The organism is Humiphilus diazotrophicus, from assembly GCF_059726315.1.
Map to the genome: position 1 here is coordinate 4602817 of NZ_AP040870.1, position 17584 is coordinate 4620400.

Consider the following 17584-nt stretch of genomic DNA (forward strand, 5'->3'; position numbering starts at 1 on the left):
CTTTAGTCACGAACACTAATGCCGAGCGATTTCATCTTGCGATAGAGGTGGCTGCGTTCCAAGCCCAGGGATTCGGCGGCGCGGCTGATATTGCCGCGACAGTCATCGATCTTTTTCAATATGTATTCCCGCTCATAGGCTTCGCGAGCTTGTTGCAGCGTGACGAACTCGTCATTTTTACGTGTGCCTGTACGATGAACAAGAACCGGTAGATGTTTGCGGTCGATCTTCGCTGCCTGTGGATTCAGAATCAGTACACGCTCGATCAGGTTCTTTAATTCCCGCACATTTCCCGGCCAGTGATAGTGCTTTAGGGTTTCGATTGCTTCGTCGGTGATATCGATGCGTGGTCGTCCATACTCTGCTCCGAAGCCTCGCAAAAATTCACGAACCAGGAGCGTGATATCTTCTTTCCGGTCTCGTAGAGGAGGAACGAAAAAAGGAACTACATTGAGCCGGTAGAAGAGATCTTCACGGAAATTTCCACGAGCAATTTCTTCTTCCAGATCTTTGTTTGTTGCCGCAATGACTCGGACATCGACACGAATAGGTTGGGTCCCGCCGACCGGCGTGAAGAGCTGCTCATCGAGAGTGCGCAAGACCTTGGCCTGAGTCTTGAGGCTCATGTCGCCGACTTCATCGAGGAAGAGCGTTCCTCCATTGGCTCGCTCAAAGGTTCCCCGCTTCTCTACGGCGCCTCCGGGCATGGCTCCATGGCGATATCCAAAGAGCTCGCTCTCAATGTAGTCTTCAGGGATTGCCGCACAATTCAGTTCGATAAAGATGCGGTCGCGGCGCAAACTGGCCGCGTGGATGGCACGTGCGATTAACTCTTTGCCCGATCCCGATTCGCCATAAATAAGAACACGTCCGTTGGTGGGCGCCATCAACTTGATCTGTTGACGCAGAGCCTTTACCGGAACGCTTTCTCCTGTGATGGGAGCATGGGAGGAGAGCTGGCGCTTGAACTCAAGGTTTTCGCCCCGGAGTTTACGAGCTTCCATCGCATTCTTGACGACAATTAGAGTCCGATCGAGAGAAAGCGGCTTCTCAAGGAAATCGTAGGCTCCGAGCTTGGTAGCTTTGACTGCTGTTTCAATGGTGCCGTGTCCGGAGATAATGACAACCTCCGGACGGCTTTCACTATCCAGAGACCGGATTTCGCTCAGGATGTCGAGCCCATCCCGCCCCGGCAGCCAAATATCCAGCAGTACGACATCGTAGTCTGCGTCCCGGAGCAATACCAGAGCTTCTTCGCCAGTTGCGGAACTGGTAACGGCGTACCCCTCTTCCGTAAGAATTTCTTCCAGTAGCTGACGAATTTCTGCTTCGTCATCCACGATCAGCACGTGATTCATGCCCTATCCCCGTCTTCTCCCGGTAGTGCAGGTTCCTTTGCGGCATTGATGCCATTTGTCCAGGTAGATGCATTTTCGGCTAGTGGTAAGGTCAGGATAAAACGGGCGCCTGCCGGATTGTTTTTTTCCGCCCGAATTGTGCCTTGATGTTCCTGAACGATCTTTGCGGCAATGGAAAGTCCCAAACCGGTCCCGCGTTGTTTCGTGGAAAAGAAGGGCAGGAAGAGCCTTTCGCGCATGTCGTCTGTGAGTCCGTGTCCTGTATCGGAAACTGAGATTTCAACGCATCCGTGATTTTCCCCTAAGGATGTCTCAATCGTGAGTATTCTTAGCAAACTCCCCTGCATGGCTTCAGCAGCGTTGTCGATGAGATTCGCCAGAGCTCTCTTCATAGCTTCCCCATCGGCCATGACCAGGGGCAAGTCTGCTTCCAGTTGCTTTTCGATTCTGATCCCTTCCAGCCTTCCGGAGAAGAGCAGCAGTGCCGTTTCTACGATCTCGTTGACGTTTGATGGTCGCGGCTGGGCGGTAGGGAATTGGGCAAGTGCCGCAAATTGATCTACCAGGGTTCGGAGAGTTTCTACCGAGCCAAGAATGACATCGGTAGATCTGCGTATGATGCTGGGAGAATCGGACGTGTTGCGATCGATATGCTTGCGGATTCGTTCTGCGGAGAGAGAGATCGGGGTCAACGGGTTTTTGATTTCGTGCGCAACCCGTTGGGCAACTTCTTTCCATGCGGTCTGCCGTTGGGCTCTGAGCGTCTCCGTCGTGTCCTCGAGAACCAGAACCGAGCTACGCTGTCCGGGTTCCAACTCTAGAAGAGACATTGTGGCGGAGAGGTGGAGCGGGCCTCTGGGGCCATCTATCTGAAATTCGGCTGTAGCCAGACCCATCCGCTGGCTACGGCGAATCAGCCGCCTTAAATCATCCGCCATTTCCTCTGGAAAGAGTGCTTCCAGTGGTAACCCTGACAGGTCGCCGTCTCCATGGCCCATCAGATCGCAGAAGGCCTGATTGGCCTGCAAAACACGAGTTTGCGGGTCCAGTGTAAGCACGCCATTGGGAATCGTTTCCAGGATCGTTTCCAACTCCCGGCGACGTTCTTCTAACGTCCGGTTTGCGGCGGAGAGTTGAATTGCCGAAAAATCGGCCAGCTTACGGCTTTCCTCCAGATCGCTTGCCATTCGGTTGAAGGAGTAAATCAGCTCTGCCAGTTCTTCGCTCGACTCCAGATTGATGCGGTGCTGGTAATGGCCAGCGGCGATTTCTCCCATAGCATCGGCAAGTGCCTCTACGGGGCGTGTGATCTGTTTTGAGAGGAAGAGGGCCAACCAGCTGCTGGTAAAGAAAACCAGAACCGTCAGCAATAAAAGCATCAGCAGGTAGGTCCAGCGAACCTGGTTCCGAGAACGATAGAGAGACCAATAGGTGGCGGCATTGGTGCGAATACGGGTAACGGTCTTGCTTAAACCAACCGGCATTGGCATTCCGACAACAACTATGGCTTTCTGTGTGCCACTTGCCATGCCAAGGGCGAATTCATCGTTGCCGATTTTCACGATGGGCTCATCGCTGTGTTCGGCGGCAGTCAGAATACCTCCCGGTAGCGGTTTGCTCTGGTCACCGGACTGATCTGTCGGCTCATCCAGCCAGGGACGGATTGCGACCGCCTCCGGACCTTGTGGTATCTGATATCCGCCGAGTAGGCTGCCATCTTCCCGAAAAACAGCTGCAAATCCGCCTTCCAGAGTAATTCTCCGGCTGCGGAGTGCTTCCTGGATTGAGGTATGGTTTTGGGATTGTAGAGCCTGATTCAGCGCCTCAGAACCGATGAGTGCTTCTGCTTCTGCCCGGGCGTTTGCCGTCGCATAAAAAGTGGTTTGTTGCACTATATCCGCAGAATCGGCCATCAAATCTCTGGGAGGCTGGGAAAACCATCGTTCAATGGACCGGTTCATCAGCTGGAAGCTGAAGAGCAGCATGAAAACCGCGGGGGCGAAAGACAACAGAATGGCGGTCAGAACGATTCTAGTTCTTAGCCGAGAGCCGAGGACCCTGCTTCTCTGGTCGGCGTAGAGCTTCAAGATATTACGAAGCAGCAGAATCAGCAGCGCCAGCAGAACAAGGAAGACAATGACCGAGAGCCCGCTGAAGATCAGGATCTGCCCGCTTCCCCGGGGATGAAGGATGAAGGATAGGTTAAAGGCGTTCATCGCTCCCAGGCATAGGAAAGCCAGAAGCAGAGAGATGCCCAAGATCCCGATTGCCTTGCGTCGCTGATGTTGCTCGGACTTCAAGAAGACTCCTTTTGAATTTGTAATCCGATCCGGGCAAAATCGCCAAAGATAATGGCAAAATTATCGCGCTCTGCCGGGCAACCTTTTACCACGTCGATTCACCCTACTTTACAAGTAATAGACAAAGATTATGAACGTTCGTTTTAGTAAGCCCATCATCGCCGTCGCGCTTGCTGGCATGTTGTTCGCCGCCGGGTGCAAGAAGCAAGATCAATCAGCAAACAGTCAGCAGACTCCGAGCCAGGCTGCACCCAATCAGCCGGGAACGGCAGGGACGGCTGCAGCTCCAACCTCGTCGGCTCCAGCCAGTGCTGCTCCGGGGAGCACTGCGGCCCCAGCTCCAGCTCCGGCAGCACCCCCTGCTCCGGTTGCCTACACCATTCCAGCAGGGACTCGGATCACCGTGAGATTGGGACAGACGCTTAGCTCGAAAAACAGCCAACCTGGAGAGAGCTTTACTGCTACAGTCTCCTCCCCTGTGTCCGTGGAAGGTCATGAGGTGATTCCTGCTGGTGCATCAGCTACCGGTACGGTAACCAATGCAAAGGCGAGGGGCCGATTCAAGGGAGCAGCTGTATTGGCTGTTCGTCTGGATTCGGTTCGCGTGGATGGTCATTCTTACGAAGTTGCTACCAGTACCGTTGAGCGTGCCATGAAGGGCAAAGGTAAGCGTACAGCCGGATTTATCGGTGGAGGCGCTGGCCTGGGTGCTCTCATTGGCGGTCTCGCCGGAGGTGGCAAAGGTGCTCTCATCGGCGGTCTTGCCGGTGCTGGTGCCGGAACGGCAGGAACCGCGTTTACGGGAAACAAAGATCTTGTCCTCCCCGCCGAAGCGCAGTTAACTTTCCGTCTCACTCAATCTGTGACCATGAAGTGAAGAGGTTCTGGCAAATAGAAAAGCGTGGCTGTGGCCACGCTTTTCTATTGTTTGAATCGGAGTCCCTTTAGGAGAGCAACTCGCGAACAGGTTTCCAGGGGCGATTTTGCGATTCTCCAACTCCCTTGTAGGTGAGGGTCGACAGGTAGGTGTTTACGCCTTCCGCGATTCCAGAGTCCTCGAGGATTGCCTTCTTGGCTCCGTTATTTGCCAGTTTCAAGACGTAAGGCAAGGTTGCGTTGGTAAGGGCCAATGTCGAGGTGTTTGGAACAGCTCCCGGCATATTGGTCACGCAATAGTGCACGACTCCGTTGACCGTATAGGAGGGATCGCTATGTGTGGTTGGCTTTGCGGTCTCAATACATCCACCCTGATCGATAGCGACGTCGACGATGACGGCACCGCGCTTCATGGTGGAGACCATCTCCTTGGTGACCAGCTTGGGAGCTGATGTTCCAGGAATCAGTACGGCTCCAATCACAAGGTCTGCTGCGGCCACGGCTTCGGCGATATTGTGGGAATTGGAAGACAGGGTATAGAGGCGTCCTCCAAAAATATCGTCGAGCTCGCGTAAGCGGTTCAGGTTCAGATCTACGAGGGTTACTTTTGCTCCCAGTCCCAGAGCCATCTTTGCTGCATTGATGCCCACATATCCGCCACCGACGATGCACACATTGGCAGGTGGGACTCCCGGGACGCCCCCGAGCAATAATCCTCGGCCACCGTGCTCTTTTTGGAGATAGGTGGCGCCAACCTGAACGGACATGCGTCCGGCTACCTCGGACATTGGCGTCAGCAGGGGCAAGCCACCCTGTTTGTCCCGAACTGTCTCATAGGCGATACCTATCACCTTGGATGAGAGCAGCTTTTCGGTCAGATCTGGAACAGGTGCCAAGTGCAGATACGTAAAGAGTACAAGTCCTTCACGGAAGAAGCCGTATTCCTTGGCAATTGGCTCCTTTACTTTCACCACCATGTCTGCATGTCCCCAGACATTTGCCGCTTCCCCGACAATTTCTGCGCCGGCTGTCTGATATTCGGCATCGGTGAATGCTGATTCATCGCCAGCCTTTGTTTCTACCAACACCTTGTGTCCGGCATGGCTTAATGCCTTCACTCCTGCTGGGGTAATTCCTACGCGGCTTTCGTGGTCCTTAACTTCTTTGGGTACTCCAATGATCATTAGGGCTCCTTGTTGCGCAGATTACGGGTCTTGAAGAGCGTCACCTATTCGGCATTATCAATCTGAGCGCGTTGCAGTTTGTCCGAATAGTCGACATAAACGCTTTTCCATGTGGTGTAAAAATCGAGCGCTCCGGTACCACCTTCGCGATGCCCATTGCCGGTCTGCTTTACTCCTCCGAAAGGCAGATGGACTTCAGCTCCGATAGTCGGTGCGTTGACGTACGTAATGCCTGCTTCCAGATCGCGCATGGCCTGGAATGCATGGTTGACATTGCGGGTATAGAGAGCTGTGGAGAGGCCGTATGAAATGCCATTGGCAATCGATATCGCTTCTTCATAACTGCTGAATTCAATCAAGCTCACAACCGGGCCAAAGATCTCTTCCTGGGCAATCCTCATATCCGGTTTGACTTGGCTGAAGATGGTGGGGGAAAAGAAGGTGCCCTTCGCAAAATCTCCCTCTTCAAGCCGTTTGCCTCCACAAAGAAGCTTGGCGCCCTGTTCCTGTCCGATCTGGCAGTAACGGGCTGAAGTGTCGATCTGCTGTTGATTGATTTGAGGCCCCATTTCGATGGCCTCCTGGAGCCCGTCACCCACTCGTAGGGCCTTGGCTCTAGCGACAAACCTCTCTGTAAACTCGGCGGCGATAGCCGAATGGAGCAGGATCCGGCTTGTGGCCGTACAGCGCTGCCCGGTGGTGCCGAAGGCTCCCCAGACGGCCCCATCCAGTGCTAAGTCCAGATTGGCATCGTCGAGGACGATCATGGCATTCTTACCGCCCATTTCGAGCGAGCAGGGCTTGAAATGGCCTGCAGCTGCCTGGCCCACGAGACGGCCGACTTCACTGGAGCCTGTAAAAGAAATGGCCCGAACCTCGGGGTGGGTAACCAGGGGGGCACCTGCCTCCGGTCCGAAACCTGTGACGATGTTTACTACGCCCTCCGGAAGTCCCGCATCCATGAGGGTTTGTACCAGGTTGAAGGTGGAGAGTGGAGTATCTTCCGCAGGCTTGACCACACAAGTATTTCCACAGACCAAGGCGGGGAAGAGCTTCCAGGAAGGGATCGCCATGGGGAAATTCCAGGGAGCAATCATGCCGCAGACTCCGACAGGCATGCGCACACTCATGGCAAATTTATTCGGTAATTCGGAAGGTGTTGTCTGACCGAAGAGCCGTCTACCCTCTCCTGCCATATAGAACGCCGTATCGATTGCTTCCTGGACATCTCCACGGGTCTCATTTAGAACTTTTCCCATTTCGCGTGTCATATCGCGGGCGTATTGCTCTTTTCGCTGGGCAAGCAATTCGCCGGTACGATAAAGGATTTCTGCGCGTTTGGGAGCTGGAACCAGCCGCCAATGGGCGTATGCAGCTTTGGCAGCGGCTACTGCGGCATCGATGTCTTCAGCTGCTGATGCTTGAAATTCTCCGATAACGTCGTTGGAGTTTGCGGGGTTAACGTTGAGAAAAGTCTTGGCTTTGCGAGCCGGAATCCACTTTCCACCGATCAGATTGTGGTAGAGGTTTGTGGTCATTTTTTTTATTCCGTACACTGCCCGAAAGAAAAAGCATATCGTAAGAGAGTAGTTTGGTTTCTTCTGTTGCGTAAGTAGACAGCAAGGTCATTACTCATACGTTGCTTTGCCACTGAGTTTGTTATCAACTCATGCAGCAATTCCCTTATGGCCTTACAATACTTCCTGAGCTTCAGGGAAAGTTTCGTCTTCAGATAATGTCATCGAATGGTTTCCAGTCGCGTTCCTCGCGGTCGCACGGCGTGCGCTCGCTGTTTAGTGTATTTTCCAGCGATCTCGCGATCGATCTAGGTACAGCAAACACACTTGTTTATGCTGCAGGCAAAGGGATTGTCGTAAATGAGCCCTCAATCGTTGCCATCAACAAGAACACCGGGGAAGTAGAAGCTGTCGGCAAGGAAGCGAAGGAAATGCTGGGGCGTACCCCCGGCAACATTGTTGCAATCAAGCCGATGAAGGACGGCGTCATCGCTGACTTCAAAGTCACCGAGAAGATGCTCAACTACTTCATCCAGAAGGCCCACAATCGCAAGATGCTGGTGCATCCCCGCATTGTGATCGGCGTTCCTTCCGAAATTACGCAGGTGGAAAAGCGCGCTGTCGAAGATTCTGCTTATCGCGCCAAAGCCAGCGAAGTCTTTCTGGTCGAACAGGCCATGGTGGCTGCCATCGGTGCCGGGCTTCCGATTACTGAGCCCAGCGGCAACATGGTCGTCGATATTGGCGGTGGTACCACAGATATCGCGGTTATCTCGCTCTCCGGCATTGTCTATTCGCGCTCGGTTCGTATGGCCGGCAATCAGATGGACGAAGCCATTATGAATTACCTCAAACGCAAGTACAACTTGCTGATTGGGGAACGCACGGCGGAACAGATCAAGATCGAGATTGGCTCGGCATACACCCTGGATAAGCCTCTAACGATGGAAATCAAGGGACGCAACCTGATCGAGGGCGTTCCGAAGACGATTACCATCGACGATAGCGAGATCCGTGAGGCCCTGACGGAGTGCATCTCGACCATCATGAATGCGATCCGCGTAGCTTTGGAGCGGACCCCGCCGGAACTTTCTGCCGATATCAGTGATCGCGGTATTGTTCTTACCGGTGGTGGCGCTCTTATCAAGAATTTGGACAAGCGTATCCGGGAAGAAACCGGGTTGCCGGTTTCAATTGCCGACGATCCTCTGGCCTCCGTCGTACTGGGGACCGGCAAGATGCTCTCCGACTTCCGCTTGCTCCGGAAGATCAAGATTGACTAGTAGTAGCCTGTCGGCGGTTCCTATCCCGGAACCGCCTGAGCGGCACTCTGTCCACCCTCTCTTACAGCCAAAAGCTGCAGACTAATGGAAACATTCTTCGGTCGTTACAAAAACATCCTGGTACTGGTGCTGGTCTTGTTGGCCCAGGTTATTGGGCTTGCCGTCCAGGTTCGGCGGCCTGCATCCTCGCAAGGGGGGCATCAGGATGGTCAACAGGTCCGTCTCCTTCGCTTCTGGGTCGTTTCGATCGTGACTCCGCCGGAGAAAGCTTTTCATTTCATTGGAAGTTCCATTCGCGGTCTGTGGTCCGGTTACATCGATCTACGCAATACGCGCCAACAGAATCAGGACCTGAAAACAGAGATCAATCGCCTGCGTTTTGAGCAGGCTGCCCTCCTTGAAGATGCGCGCCAGGGCCAGCGTCTGCAGGCCCTGCTTTCCTTCCGCGAGCACTATGTCTACAAGACTGTTCCTGCCCAGGTGATTGGAACCTCCGGAACAGATCAGGCCCGTGTGTTGTATATCGACAAGGGCTCCAATGACGGATTAAAACCCGACCAGCCGGTAATCACTCCGGACGGGATTGTTGGCAAGATCCGCGACGTTTTCCCGAATACCGCTCAGGTTTTGGAAGTGAACGACCAATCCAGTGGAGCCGGGGTGATCCTCGAAAACACGAGAATCCGGGGTATCCTTCGCGGAAATGCCGCTGGTCAGCCCCAAATCATCAACATTTTGCCGGATGACCGGATCAAGCCCGGCGAGCGAGTTCTCACCAGCGGTGGAGATCAGGTATTTCCACGGGGATTACCTGTGGGGGTTGTGGAGAAAGTTGTCCATGATCCGGATCGCGATCCATATATCGACATCCTGATCCGTCCGGCTGCGAATTTGTCCCGTCTGGAAGAGGTTCTGGTGATCACCAATGTGAGTGATCAAATGCCCACCGAGCAGTTGAAGGACTTGGAAGCTAGTCAGGAACAGCAAGGGCCAGCTGTCGCACTGGACAAAGAGAAGAAGCGCGCCTCCGAGATCTTGGCCGAGCGTCTGCCTAGCCTGAAAGATCCCAACACTCCTCAGTCGGCGGATCAGCAGAACCAGCAGGAAGGCCAGACTCTGGATACTTCCCGTCCGGCTCGCCCCCTGCCGACGGCTCATCCCGACCGGTTCAGTCCATCTGCGGTGCCTTCTGCCTCTAGCCTGACTCCTGGGCAGAGTGCGCCACGAAGAGTTGTACCGCCGGCTTCTGCACCTGGAACTGGTCCGGTACAAGGGACCAAGCCAACGGTTCCGAGGCCGATCACACCCGGTAGTGACGCTTCCAGGCCAGCGACAGTGCCGCCGCGAAAACCGGCAGGACAACCGGGGACAACCACCCCGGAGCAAAAGAAAGCTGCTCCTTCGGACAGACCGCAGCGTCCGGCAGCTAATCCTGGGGATCAGACATCTCGCCCAACTTCGCCACAGGGAGGGAATCGTTAGTTATGCCTATCCTGACGGCCCGTTCTCGTCATGACGTGGAAGTGCAATCCTTCCCGCTAATTGTCTCGTTTGCAGTGCCTCTGGTTGCTATTGGAGTGCAGGCCTATCTTCCGAAACTCTTTCCCCGTTTTGGGATTATGGATCTGCCTTTGATCGTGGCGATTTATTTTGCGATTGCGAGACGTAATCCCATCCATGGCACACTAATTGGTGCATTGATCGGAATTATGGAGGATGCTCTTACACAGCGCCCCATTGGGATCAATGGGATTGCGAAATCGCTGATTGGCTTCTGTGCCGCGTCCTTGGGCGTTCGCCTGGATGTAGACAATCACGGCACAAGGCTGATTCTCAATTTCGTCTTTACTTTGCTCTCCAGCGCGGTCTATGTATTGATATTGCAGCGTTTGTTGGGCATAGGTTTTACCTGGAGTTGGATCTACGAGCTGATTAAGGCGGTTGTGAACGCTATTGTTGCCGTAGTCTTATTCGCATTACTGGATCGGACGCGGGTCACAGAATAGTAATATCCGCAACTGCAGTGGCAAGAATACATTGTGTTTAACCAAGCGTCTTCCGCGGTGGCGTGGGATGGGGCAAGTGATACACGTAAGAGCCACGGTCCATAGGGAAGTCGCTGTAGAGCGGTCCCCATTGTGATGTATCAGGAGAAGATTAACCGGGACGAAAAACTGCCAGCTATCAAGATTGCCGCTGTGCAGTACCTCATCCTTGCCATTTTGTTGGTCCTCTCGTCCGGCCTGTGGCGGTTGCAGGTCTTGGGCTCGGAGAACTGGAAGGCTCTGGCGGAACAGAACCGGGTTCGTAAGGTTCCGATTCTTGCGCCACGCGGAAAGCTGTTCGATCGGGATGGACGTCTCCTGGTGGACAATTATCCGTCGATCTCCTGTTTCCTGCTGCGGGAGCAGGGGCGTGACATGGAAGCGGATCTGCCGCTGATTGCTCACGGGCTTCACATGGACATCGATTCGCTCCGTGGGATTCTTAAACACTTCCGCCTGGCTCCCAATTACCAGCCAATTCCGCTCAAACAGGACATCACCCCGGATGAGCAGGCCTTTATCGAAGCCCATCGAAATGAGCTTCCCGAGCTGGAAACTGTAGACGAACAGCGACGCTTGTATCCTCAGGACGGATTTGCAGCTCACTTGATCGGCTACGTTGGTGAGGTCAGCGAGGAGATGCTCAACGATCCTCGCTACGCTTACTATGCCCCAGGAGATGTGGTTGGTAAGGCCGGAGTTGAGCAGACCTACGACCAAATTTTGCGCGGTCAGGATGGCGCTCGCGAGGTACTGGTCGATAGCCATGGCCGCGAAGTCGGCCGGTTGCGCAGTGAACATGCTGTTCCAGGAAAAGATCTGAAGCTGACCATCGATATCGACGTCCAGAGGGCAGCCGAGCAGGTTTTGCAGAACCGGAATGGTGCGGTTGTAGCCATGGATCCGCGGACAGGCGAGATCCTTGCGCTGGCCAGCCGTCCTGCCTACGATCCCAATGCATTCGCTGTTCGCATTGGTCGTGAGGAGTGGACTCGCTTAATAACCGATCCCAATCACCCACTGTTGAATAAGGCGATTCAGGCGCAGTTGGCTCCGGGATCGACCTTCAAGATCATCATGGCTACAGCCGGGTTGCAGGAAGGAATTGCTCAGGACCTACATGTCAGCTGCGGTGGCGGAGCTACCTTCTATGGCCGCTATTTCCAATGCTGGCAAAAGCATGGTCATGGCTCGGTCGAAATCACCAAAGCCGTCTGGCAGTCCTGCGACGTGTTTTTCTATACCCTGGCAGAAAGAATGGGTATTGGAAAGATCGCCAAATGGGCACAAGCGCTTGGCCTTGGACAGAAGACCGGAATCGATCTTCCCAATGAAGTGTCTGGGGTTATGCCCTCCGAGCAGTGGAAGATGAAGAATTTCCACGAGAAGTGGTATGCCGGTGAGACGATTTCCGTGGGAATTGGACAGGGTGCAATCGCAACTACCCCAATTCAGATGGCTCGTGCCATCGCCGGGATTACCTCTGGAGGCCTTCTGGTACGTCCTCACGTCGTTCTGCCTTCCGAGGTCCCTGCTGAATATCACCAGGCAGTGTTGGATACCTTTGCAGGGTCCGGAGATAAGAAGGTCGAAATCGATCCGGCAAATTGGGAGAAGGTGACCGATGCTATGGCGCTCGTAACCGGTCCGGGCGGAACAGCGAATAGTGCCCATCTGGAGGGAATTGATTTTGCCGGAAAGACGGGAAGCGCCCAGGTTGTGGGACACGGTTCAGGTAAAGTCACGAAAGACAATGCATGGTTTGTTGGCGTTGCTCCCAGAAGAAACCCTGAGATTGTGGTTTGTGTGCTGGTTGAAGGTGGCGAACATGGCACTTTAGCTGGGCAATTGGCTTCGCGGGTGATCCTGGCCTATGTCAACAAGCAGCGACGGTTGGATAATAATCTTTTAGAGGCCAAGACTCCGCAGCCGGTTGAGGTGGGAGCGGTGTGGTCCACTCCGGCCAAGCCTACTGAACGCACGCAAATGGACCACGTGCAAGGTGGACGTTATTTCGTCCTTCCGGATGCGATACCAGCATTAGCGGCTCTCGTTCCTGAGGCTGCAAAGAGATAGGAATGCAGCGATTTCTTTCGTTTCGTGATTTTGACTGGGTGCTGCTGGGCATGGTCCTGCTGCTCTCAGTCATCAGTGTTTTTGAGATTTACAGTGCGACTTTGCATACCAAGTTTGTTGGTTTTTACTCCAAGCAGATTCTGTGGCTCCTTGGCGGCCTGGCTCTCATGCTGATCATGTCGCTGATCGACTATCACCGCCTGCTGGACATCGTGCACTGGGCTTATGGCTTCTTCCTCATGTCATTGGTAGCCGTCATGGTGGCAGGTAGCCGGGTTTTGGGCGCAAAGCGTTGGATCAGGATTGGTCCGATGCACTTTCAGCCCTCGGAATGGGTCAAACTCGTGCTCATTGTTGCAGTAGCCCGGTATTTCGCAAACATGGCTGGGCGGGAGTTGACCTGGAAGGATATTGGCAAGGCTTTCGCCATGGTTGGGTTACCGATGCTGATGGTTCTGAAACAACCTGACCTTGGAACATCCTTGACCTACTCGCCGATCCTTCTTTGTGGGCTCTTCCTTGGGGGGATTCGATGGAAGCAGGCGGCCATCCTAATTACTCTGGCGCTGGTTGCCGTGGTTGGCATCTGGACCAGCGGTAAAGTTTTAAAGCCATACCAGAAGGCTCGGCTTACGAGCTTCATCAATCCGGACGAAGATCCTCGTGGCTCGGGCTACCAGATTCGTCAGTCTCTGATTGCCGTCGGTTCGGGCGGAATTTGGGGGAAGGGTGCTACCAAGGGAACCCAGACACAGGGAGATTTTCTGCCCATTCCCTATACGGATTTTATCTTTGCAGCCTTCTGCGAGGAGCATGGCTTCGTGGGCGCTACTGTAGTCCTGCTGCTATACTTTCTGATATTGATGCGTTTGATACAGAACGCTCAAACAGCCGCCGACCTGCCTGGTTCGTTCCTTGTAATGGGCGTCGTGGCCGTAATGATCTTCCAAATTGCGGTCAATGTAGGTATGGTTGTTGGACTGATGCCGGTTACCGGAATCCCGCTGCCACTTATGAGTTATGGCGGATCTTCGGTGTTGTTCACGTTTCTTGCTCTGGGCATGGTTATGAACGTCCGGATGAATCGGTTCGTGAATTAGGCATCTAATAGCATTACCCGTATCATCGGGTGTGTCTGAATTTGTGAGGTGCAGTTGCTCTTTATCGGAACAGTTGCACTGAGTAAAGTTTCACCCGTTTGAAGCGATACGGGGAACGCTGTAGGCGTCTTGTAGTCAGACGCGGGCGAAAAGAGTTTGTAGTCCCCCCGGAAGTCTCGGGGTTTTTAAAAGGTTTCTTGTTGTAACCGGCTCTCCTCCGATTAGGAATCCAGCCGGCAGCTTGAAGTTTAAGATCAATAGTTTTAGCCGGCCAGGTTTTGATCAACCCGGGCCCGGCGGGATTGGGAATGAGAGCGCAAAGACGGGTAACGACCCCGCCCTATCGAGTGGTTGAAGCGGTCACAAACTCTTTGCGCCTGGATAGTGTCTGTAAGCAAATCGATCCTTTTCGTGAGTCCCCACCGAAAGTCTGGTGGTGCATTGTCGTACCCCTCACCCGAAGAATCAGCTCGGCCATCTCTCCGTCTGCCCCATTCCTTTCCGGAGTTCCCGGGAACAGGTGTTTTCTGTTCTGATCAAGCCCTGCGCCGCATAGCCCAGGAAATTGAATTCCTGGCAGAGAGGCAGCATGGCAAAAGAAATTTGCATTTCCAGCACTCCGCATGAAACGCGGTTGGCAATTCTGGAAGATGATCAGCTCGCGGAGATCTACTACGAACGCGAGAACGAATACACGCTTGCAGGCTCGATTTATAAGGGGCGCGTTACACGCGTTTTACCCGGTATGCAATCGGCCTTCGTCGATATCGGTCTGGAACGCGATGCGTTCCTCTATGTCACCGACTTTCTGGAAGAACAAGAGGATGCGGACGAATACGAGCGCATGACTCCGCAGCAGCCAGGACGCCGTGAAGGAAAGCAGAACCGGTCCGAAGGCAAAGAGCAGCGGGAATCCCATGAACCCCGGGAAAATCAGGAAGCACGTCAAAAGGCAGGACCAGATCAAGCGGCTGCCGGAACTCAGGATGCTCCTTCAGGGGAACAAGAAGAAGAGGATGAATTCGAGCGTCAGGGAACTCGCCGTTGGCGTGGTCGTAGAGGCCGCCGGCGCGGATTCCGTGGCCACGGACAGCCACAACAGCAGTCCGAAGAAGAGGTAGCTCCTCAGGGCGAAGCCACCGATTTAGTGAATCAGGTGGAAGAAGAAGAGGTTCTGGAGTCTGCAGCACCTGTTGCATCTGAGATTGCTCCCAAAGAGACTCGCCCGGCTCCTGCTCCTGCGCCGTTAATTCTTCCCGGAGAATCGCTCTCGAAATATGGGGGCCAGCCCATTGAGAAAACGGAAGCTACAGCTCCCGTTTCCGCTGCTCCCGCCCGTTCAGTGCAAATGCCCAAGCCTTCGACCTTGATCGAAGTGCCTATCGTTTGGGATGGGAATGGACTTTTGCCAGGGGAATCGCGTGCTCTCCTTCGTCGGAAAGAAGAGGTTGCAGAAGTAGTTCCAGCCGAACCTATCGGAGTTTTGTCCGATGCAGGGGTAGTAGCTTCTGCTTCGGTCGAAGAGCCCGTGGAAGAGTCTGAGGCTATCGCAGTTGCTCCCGATGAAGTAGAGGGTGAGCCTCAAGGAATTCTGGAAGCTCAGACGGCGGAAGAAACAGCTCCGATAGTCGAAGCGTCGTCTGCTGTGGAAGCCGAGACTAGTGTTCCGATGGTTGAAGCGGAAGCTGTTCCGCAGCCGGAAGAAGGGAATGAAGAGCACGTTGAAGAGGCATCCGCCTCCTACCGTGTTGACCCTGCAGCCCCGAGTGAGTTCCGCTTATTCAGCTCTCCAGCGGTAGAAGAAACTTCTCCCGAGGCTCCTGCTCCAATTATTGAGGATCAGCCGGCAGCAGAAGCTGCCGAAGCCGTCAAAGCAGAGGAAGAAGCAGCTCCAGAGGTACAGAATACTGATGTGGAGTCTGAGGAGCTTTCGAATCCACAGCAGAGCTTATCTTTCAGCGAAGAAGAAGAAATGGAGCCTTCAGCGCAGGAAGAAGAGGAGATCACTGCTGCACCTCACGACTCTGCGGAAGCCGCTTCTCAATCCAGACCTGCAGTAGCCTTTTCTCCGGGAGCGGGTCTCTTGGAAGAAGAGATCATCGATGAGGAAGAGGACGATATTGCTCCCTTCCACACTCCCTATGACGAGCATGACTTCGATGAGCTGGAAGAAGAGACCCTCGATCAGCAATTCAACAGCGGCGATTTGGGAGAGATGTTCCAGGAAGCTCATCTCGACCACCGCATTCAGCTTTCCTTTGGTAGTGGGACGGAAACCGAAGAAGAGGAAATAGCGGAAGAGGAGATCGATAGCGACCTCGAAGAGTCTGAGACCTTTGTCTCCGAAGCCGAGATTGAAGAAATCGAAGAAGAAGAGCCGGCTGTTGAAGAGGGTGCTGCTCCAGCTCCCAGCCGTCGCAGAGACGATCGAAAGAATCGCAATCGCCAGCGCGGGCGTCGTGGTGGTCCACGCCGCGCCACTGCGCAGACTACTGATCTGCCGGTTATCAGCGACCTTCTAAAGCCCGGACAAGAGATCCTGGTTCAGATTGCCAAAGAGCCCATCGCCAAGAAGGGCGCTCGCATTACCAGTCATATTGCCTTGCCGGGTCGATTCCTGGTCTTTATGCCGACCGTGAACCATGTAGGCGTATCGCGCAAGATCTCCTCCGATGAAGAGCGCCAGCGCTTGAAGCGCATTCTCATCAGCGAGAAGGGAGATGTGACGGGAGGCTTTATTGTTCGGACTGCAGCCGATGGCGCTACCGAAGAAGAGCTCCGTGCGGATATGCGTTTTCTGCTGAATCTGTGGGCAGAAATTCGGCAGAGAACGGACAACGGCAAAGCTCCTTCACTCATCTACCACGATCTCAATCTGGTCGAACGTATTCTGCGCGATCAGGTAACGGACAACTTCTCAACCATTTGGGTAGATTCCGAGTCGGAATATGAGCGGATTGTCCGCTTCCTAAATCGTTTCCAACCTTCTCTCATCAGACGCGTCAAACTCTACACGAAGGAGATGCCGCTCTTTGAGCAATTTGGCATCCAGGATGAGATCACTAAGGCTCTGAAGTCGAAGGTCTGGCTAAAGTCCGGTGGTTCGATTGTCATCAATCAGACGGAAGCTTTAGTAGCTATCGACATTAATACCGGTAAATATGTTGGTAAGACGGCTCGTTTAGAGGACACCATCCTCAAGACGAATCTCGATGCAATTCCGGAGATCGTGCGGCAAATTCGCTTGCGCGACCTCGGCGGAATTATTGTTATCGACTTTATCGACATGGACGAGCGCAAGAATCGTCACAAGGTAATGCAGGCTTTGGAAGAAGCACTGAAGGCGGATCGTGCTCCATCGAAGGTTTTGCAGTTTAACGACTTTGGATTAGTTGCTATCACACGCAAGCGTGTCAAGCAGTCACTGGAACGTACTCTTAGTGTTCAGTGCCCGATTTGCGTGGGTACCGGCATGGTGAAGAGTGCAGCTACCGTTTGCAATGAGATCTATATTGAGATGCGCAAGATGCGGAAGCATTTTGAGCATGGCGATGTCTTGCTGCGAGTAAATCCCGAGGTAGTCAAGGCATTGAAAGCTAGTAATGCACGTTGGCTAACTGAACTGGAAGAGATGATTGGCCGCAATATTATTGTTAAAAGCGATCCAGCATTACACCCAGAACAGTTTGACATTCACTAGGGCAATTTCGTTAGCCAAGTTGTTACTGATATCATTTAAAGACGAGGCCGGAGTTATCCGGCCTCGTCTTTTTGCTGCGATCATGTTTTTCAACGCATCAAAATGATTGGCCTTGTGTCTAACCAATACATGAGGAACACGGAGC

11 protein-coding genes are annotated in these 17584 nt (G+C 53.7%); 7 read left to right on the top strand and 4 right to left on the bottom strand.

Annotated features, from left to right (window positions below; genetic code table 11):
• Positions 1 to 2: 2 nt before the first annotated feature.
• Together AC6I7T_RS19405 and AC6I7T_RS19410 are read right to left on the bottom strand one after the other, a co-directional pair.
• On the bottom strand, positions 3 to 1358 hold the full coding sequence (locus AC6I7T_RS19405; RefSeq protein WP_497789155.1) for a sigma-54-dependent transcriptional regulator: 1356 nt from the start codon (positions 1356 to 1358) through the stop codon (positions 3 to 5).
• A complete protein-coding gene (locus tag AC6I7T_RS19410; RefSeq protein ID WP_497789157.1) occupies positions 1355 to 3658 on the bottom strand; it encodes a sensor histidine kinase in 2304 nt (767 codons plus the stop codon). The genes AC6I7T_RS19405 and AC6I7T_RS19410 overlap by 4 nt, the downstream gene beginning before the upstream one ends.
• A gap of 130 nt (positions 3659 to 3788) precedes the next feature.
• On the opposite strand from AC6I7T_RS19410, the gene AC6I7T_RS19415 reads away from it, so the two are divergent.
• Positions 3789 to 4535, top strand: a complete 747-nt coding sequence (locus AC6I7T_RS19415) for a hypothetical protein (protein WP_497789159.1) — start codon at positions 3789 to 3791, stop codon at positions 4533 to 4535.
• 67 nt (positions 4536 to 4602) lie between these two features.
• Here the strand turns inward: AC6I7T_RS19415 and ald are convergent, their stop codons facing one another.
• Both ald and AC6I7T_RS19425 read right to left on the bottom strand, forming a co-directional pair.
• Positions 4603 to 5718, bottom strand: a complete 1116-nt coding sequence (gene ald / locus AC6I7T_RS19420; RefSeq protein ID WP_497789160.1) for an alanine dehydrogenase — start codon at positions 5716 to 5718, stop codon at positions 4603 to 4605.
• A 44-nt stretch (positions 5719 to 5762) separates the two neighbouring features.
• Complete coding sequence (locus AC6I7T_RS19425; RefSeq protein ID WP_497789162.1) at positions 5763 to 7256, bottom strand: aldehyde dehydrogenase family protein; 1494 nt, start codon at positions 7254 to 7256, stop codon at positions 5763 to 5765.
• Between the two features lie 197 nt (positions 7257 to 7453).
• On the opposite strand from AC6I7T_RS19425, the gene AC6I7T_RS19430 reads away from it, so the two are divergent.
• The 6 genes from AC6I7T_RS19430 (at position 7454) to AC6I7T_RS19455 (ending at position 17439) form a co-directional block, all read left to right on the top strand.
• Positions 7454 to 8518: a rod shape-determining protein gene (locus AC6I7T_RS19430; protein ID WP_497794624.1), complete on the top strand. Its 1065-nt coding sequence runs from the start codon at positions 7454 to 7456 to the stop codon at positions 8516 to 8518.
• Between the two features lie 84 nt (positions 8519 to 8602).
• Positions 8603 to 10000, top strand: coding sequence for a rod shape-determining protein MreC (gene mreC / locus AC6I7T_RS19435; protein ID WP_497789163.1), 1398 nt, complete (start codon positions 8603 to 8605; stop codon positions 9998 to 10000).
• 2 nt (positions 10001 to 10002) lie between these two features.
• Positions 10003 to 10524 (top strand): rod shape-determining protein MreD, encoded by a 522-nt coding sequence (gene mreD / locus AC6I7T_RS19440; RefSeq protein WP_497789165.1) that lies wholly within the window; start codon positions 10003 to 10005, stop codon positions 10522 to 10524.
• A gap of 135 nt (positions 10525 to 10659) precedes the next feature.
• Entirely contained in the window at positions 10660 to 12639 is a 1980-nt protein-coding gene (gene mrdA / locus AC6I7T_RS19445; protein ID WP_497789167.1) for a penicillin-binding protein 2, read from the top strand.
• Between the two features lie 2 nt (positions 12640 to 12641).
• Positions 12642 to 13739, top strand: coding sequence for a rod shape-determining protein RodA (gene rodA / locus AC6I7T_RS19450; protein ID WP_497789169.1), 1098 nt, complete (start codon positions 12642 to 12644; stop codon positions 13737 to 13739).
• A gap of 589 nt (positions 13740 to 14328) precedes the next feature.
• Positions 14329 to 17439: an Rne/Rng family ribonuclease gene (locus AC6I7T_RS19455; protein WP_497789171.1), complete on the top strand. Its 3111-nt coding sequence runs from the start codon at positions 14329 to 14331 to the stop codon at positions 17437 to 17439.
• The last annotated feature ends 145 nt before the right edge of the window (positions 17440 to 17584 follow it).

Excerpts from the sequence above, each read along its gene's own strand:
- AC6I7T_RS19405 (WP_497789155.1), bottom strand. The coding sequence starts at position 1,358 with ATGAATCACGTGCTGATCGTGGATGACGAAGCAGAAATTCGTCAGCTA.
- AC6I7T_RS19415 (WP_497789159.1), top strand. The coding sequence starts at position 3,789 with ATGAACGTTCGTTTTAGTAAGCCCATCATCGCCGTCGCGCTTGCTGGC.
- ald (WP_497789160.1), bottom strand. The coding sequence starts at position 5,718 with ATGATCATTGGAGTACCCAAAGAAGTTAAGGACCACGAAAGCCGCGTA.
- AC6I7T_RS19425 (WP_497789162.1), bottom strand. The coding sequence starts at position 7,256 with ATGACCACAAACCTCTACCACAATCTGATCGGTGGAAAGTGGATTCCG.
- AC6I7T_RS19430 (WP_497794624.1), top strand. The coding sequence starts at position 7,454 with ATGTCATCGAATGGTTTCCAGTCGCGTTCCTCGCGGTCGCACGGCGTG.
- mreC (WP_497789163.1), top strand. The coding sequence starts at position 8,603 with ATGGAAACATTCTTCGGTCGTTACAAAAACATCCTGGTACTGGTGCTG.
- mreD (WP_497789165.1), top strand. The coding sequence starts at position 10,003 with ATGCCTATCCTGACGGCCCGTTCTCGTCATGACGTGGAAGTGCAATCC.
- mrdA (WP_497789167.1), top strand. The coding sequence starts at position 10,660 with ATGTATCAGGAGAAGATTAACCGGGACGAAAAACTGCCAGCTATCAAG.
- rodA (WP_497789169.1), top strand. The coding sequence starts at position 12,642 with ATGCAGCGATTTCTTTCGTTTCGTGATTTTGACTGGGTGCTGCTGGGC.
- AC6I7T_RS19455 (WP_497789171.1), top strand. The coding sequence starts at position 14,329 with ATGGCAAAAGAAATTTGCATTTCCAGCACTCCGCATGAAACGCGGTTG.